Below are 3,566 nucleotides of genomic sequence, written 5' to 3' on the forward strand. Positions count from 1 at the left end.
ACGTCGGCGGTCAGCCCGTAGCGGCGCTCGAAGCCGCGCCTGCCGGCGATGGCGACCTCGCCGAAGAGGAACAGGTACTCCAGTGCGTTCTTGACAACGTCCCAGTCCCACCAGGGGCCCCGGCCGCCCACCCGTGACGCGTGGTCGATCTGCGCAGGCCGCAGCGGCCCGCGGGCGGCCAGCTGTGCGCGCACCTCGTCGACGACTCCGCCATGCTCGCGGAACCAGGCCGCGTCGCGGTGCAGGTACCGTTCGCGTGCGGCCGCGTGGCGGAAGGCGAAGAGCCCCCAATCGGCGGTGGGGATGAACGACGCCATATGGGCCCAGGACTCGGTGTAGCGACCGCCGGGCGAGAACAGCAGCCGATCGAGCAGCGCCGGATCGTACGGGCCCAGACGCGAGAAGAGCGGCAGGTAGTGGGAACGCGCGAAGACGTTGACGGAGTCGATCTGCAGCGTCGCCATGCGCGTCAGCGCGAGATTCAGCTGCCGGGTGCCCACGGTTTCGGGTCGAGGGCGCGCGAAGCCCTGGGCGGCCAGCGCGATACGACGAGCCTCGCCGCGACTGAGATCACGGGGGCGCTGTGCTGCGGTGCTCGTCGTCACGGCGGCGAGCCTACCGAACGCCTCGGACATCGCCGCGTGCGCCGTCACGGGGGAGGGAACGGCGCGCCGGCGACTCTAGAATGACGTGGTGACCGGCACCCCCGATGACAAGCCGCGCACCGCGTTCTTCGATGCGGTGCGGCGGCGCAACGCGCCAGGCGACGTCGCCACCGTCGTGCCGCACCCGCTGCGCGTGGCGACGGCCTACGCGTGGCGCTTCCTCGTGCTCGCGGCCGCGATCGGGGTCGCGATCTGGCTCGTCATCCAGCTGAAGCTGCTCGTGATCCCGCTGCTGGTCGCGATCCTCGTCAGCGCGCTGGTGTGGCCGGGCTTCTCCCTCATGCTGCGTTACCGGTTCCCGCGCTGGCTGGCCATCGTCATCTCGGTGCTCGGCACGATCGCGGTGATCGGCGGTCTGCTGTGGCTGGCGGTGTGGCAGATCACCCGCGATCTGGGATCGGTGCAGGGGCGCACATCCGCGGCGCTGAACGACTTCCGGCGGTACCTCATCGACGGCCCCCTCCACCTGACTGCCCAGCAGATCGATGACCTGCTCACCCAGGGCGCGACGCTGATGGAGCAGCAGGCGGAGCTGCTGCTCTCGGGCGCCCTCGCCATCGGCAGCACCGTGGGACACGTGGCCACCGGCACGCTGCTGGCCCTCTTCATCCTGCTGTGCATCCTCGCCGACGGTGCCGGCATCTGGCGCTGGACGGTGCGCCTGTTCCCCGAGCGCGCACGCGCGGCCGTCGACGGCGCCGGCCGCGCCGGGTGGGTCACCGTCATCAATTACGCGCGGACCCAGCTGCTCGTCGCGACGATCGATGCGATCGGCATCGGACTGGGCGCGTTCCTGCTCGGTGTGCCCCTGGCGATCCCCATCGCCGTGCTGGTGTTCCTGGGAGCCTTCGTGCCCTTCGTCGGCGCCGTGCTCACCGGAGCCGTCGCCGTCTTCCTCGCCCTCGTCTACAACGGCCCCTGGATCGCGTTCTGGATGCTGATCGTCGTGCTCGGAGTGCAGCAGCTGGAAGGCCACGTGCTGCAGCCACTGCTGATGGGCTCCGCCGTCAAGGTGCACCCCCTGGCCGTCGTGCTGGTCGTCGCCGGCGGTGCGATGATCGGTGGCATCCCGGGCGCACTGTTCGCCGTGCCACTGGCCGCATTCGTCAACGTCGTCTGGGTCTACCTGGCGCGCCGAGGCTGGGAGACCGGCGCCAGGCCGCGTCCCGACGATCTCATCTGGAGCACTGTGCCCCGCGACTGGAGGAACCCCGCGTGACCACCCCCACCCTGGCGGAGTTCGAGGACGCCGCCGAGGCGCTGCGCGGCGTCATCGTGCGAACGCCCCTCGAGGACTCCGAGCACCTCAGCGACGTGCTCGGGGCCCCCGTGCATCTGAAGCTCGAGAACCTCCAGCGCACCGGCTCCTTCAAGATCCGCGGGGCGACCTACCGGTTGTCGCGGCTCACCGCCGAGGAGCGCTCGCGCGGCGTGGTGGCCGCGTCGGCCGGCAACCATGCCCAGGGCGTTGCGCTGGCAGCCCAGAAGCTGGGGATTCCTGCGACCATCTTCATGCCGCTCGGGGTGCCCGTGCCCAAGCTCCTGGCCACGCGTGGCTACGGCGCCGAGGTGATCCTCGAGGGCGAGACCGTCGAGACCCCGCTGCGTCTGGCGGCGGAGTACGCCGAGCGCACCGGAGCGGTGCTCATCCATCCCTTCGACCACCGCGATGTGATCATCGGGCAGGGAACGCTGGGACTGGAGCTGTGGGACGAGATCCCCGAGCTCGAGACGGTCATCGTCGGTATCGGCGGGGGAGGCCTTGTGGCGGGGATCGCCGCGGCCGTGAAGGCCCGAGCCGCCGCTGAAGGCCGCGCGGTGCGGATCATCGGCGTGCAGGCGCAGAACTCCGCCGCCTACCCGTCGTCGCTCGAGGCGGGCCGTCCGCTGGTGGTCCCCACCACGCCGACCATCGCCGACGGCATCGCCGTCGCGCGCCCCGGTGACGTGCCCTTCGCCATCATCCGGGATCTGGTGGACGAGGTCGTCACCGTCAGCGACGACGACATCGCCCGAGCCCTGCTGGTGCTGCTGGAGCGCGCCAAGCAGGTGGTCGAGCCGGCGGGCGCCGCCGGAGTGGCCGCGATCCTCGCCGGCAAGGTGCAGGCCTCGGGTCCCACCGCTGTGGTGCTCTCGGGCGGCAACATCGACCCGCTGCTGCTGCAGCGCGTCGTCGCCCACGGACTCGCGGCATCCGGACGCTACATGACCCTGCAGATCCCGCTTCCCGACCGGCCAGGGCAGCTCGCACGGGTCTCGGAGCTTCTGGCCATCGCCGGGGCGAACGTCATCGAGGTGCTGCACACCCGCCACGGACAGGGGCTGCAGATCAGCGAGGTGATCCTTCAGCTGAGCGTCGAGACGCGGGGCGCGGAGCACCGCGCGCTCGTCATCCAGACCCTGACGGATGCCGGCTACGCGCCGGCCATCGTCAAGGACTGATCAGGCGGCTCACTGCCCGGTGTAGGTCTCCACCTTGACGACCTCGACGCTGATCTGGCGGCCGTTGGGGGCGGTGTACGACGTGGAGTCGCCCTCCTTCAGTCCCAGGATGGCGGAGCCGAGCGGCGACGCCTCGCTGTAGACATCCAGCTCGGAGTTGGCGGCGATCTCGCGGTTGCCCAGGAGGAACACTTCTTCGCCCCCGGCGACAACGGCGGTGATGACGGTGCCGGGCTCGACGACCCCGGTGGACTGCGGGGCGGTGCCGACCTTGGCGTTCTTCAGAAGGTGCTGCAGCGTGCGGATGCGCGCCTCCTGCTTGCCCTGCTCGTCCTTGGCAGCGTGGTAGCCGCCGTTCTCCTTCAGATCGCCTTCTTCGCGCGCGGATTCGATGCGCTTCGCGATCTCCTCGCGCCCGGTGGTCGACAGGTGCTCGAGTTCGGCGACGAGACGGTCGTA

The 3,566-nt window shown here is 70.6% G+C and carries 4 protein-coding genes; 2 read left to right on the plus strand and 2 right to left on the minus strand.

The features are described from left to right. Nucleotides 1-605, minus strand: a 605-nt coding sequence (locus tag NQ160_RS20735; protein WP_257516978.1) for a DNA glycosylase AlkZ-like family protein, incomplete at its 3' end; no start/stop codon positions are given. Between the two features lie 88 nt (nt 606-693). On the opposite strand from NQ160_RS20735, the gene NQ160_RS20740 reads away from it, so the two are divergent. Then, entirely contained in the window at nt 694-1,884 is a 1,191-nt protein-coding gene (locus tag NQ160_RS20740) for an AI-2E family transporter (protein WP_257516979.1), read from the plus strand. Then, the gene (gene ilvA / locus NQ160_RS20745; protein WP_257516980.1) at nt 1,881-3,107 is read left to right on the plus strand and encodes a threonine ammonia-lyase; all 1,227 of its coding nucleotides are present in this window, start codon (nt 1,881-1,883) and stop codon (nt 3,105-3,107) included. Before NQ160_RS20740 ends, ilvA begins: the two co-directional genes overlap by 4 nt. A 9-nt stretch (nt 3,108-3,116) precedes the next feature. Here the strand turns inward: ilvA and greA are convergent. Further along, a partial coding sequence (gene greA, locus NQ160_RS20750) for a transcription elongation factor GreA (protein WP_257516981.1) occupies nt 3,117-3,566 on the minus strand: 450 nt, incomplete at its 5' end.

Source organism: Microbacterium sp. zg.Y909 (assembly GCF_024626565.1).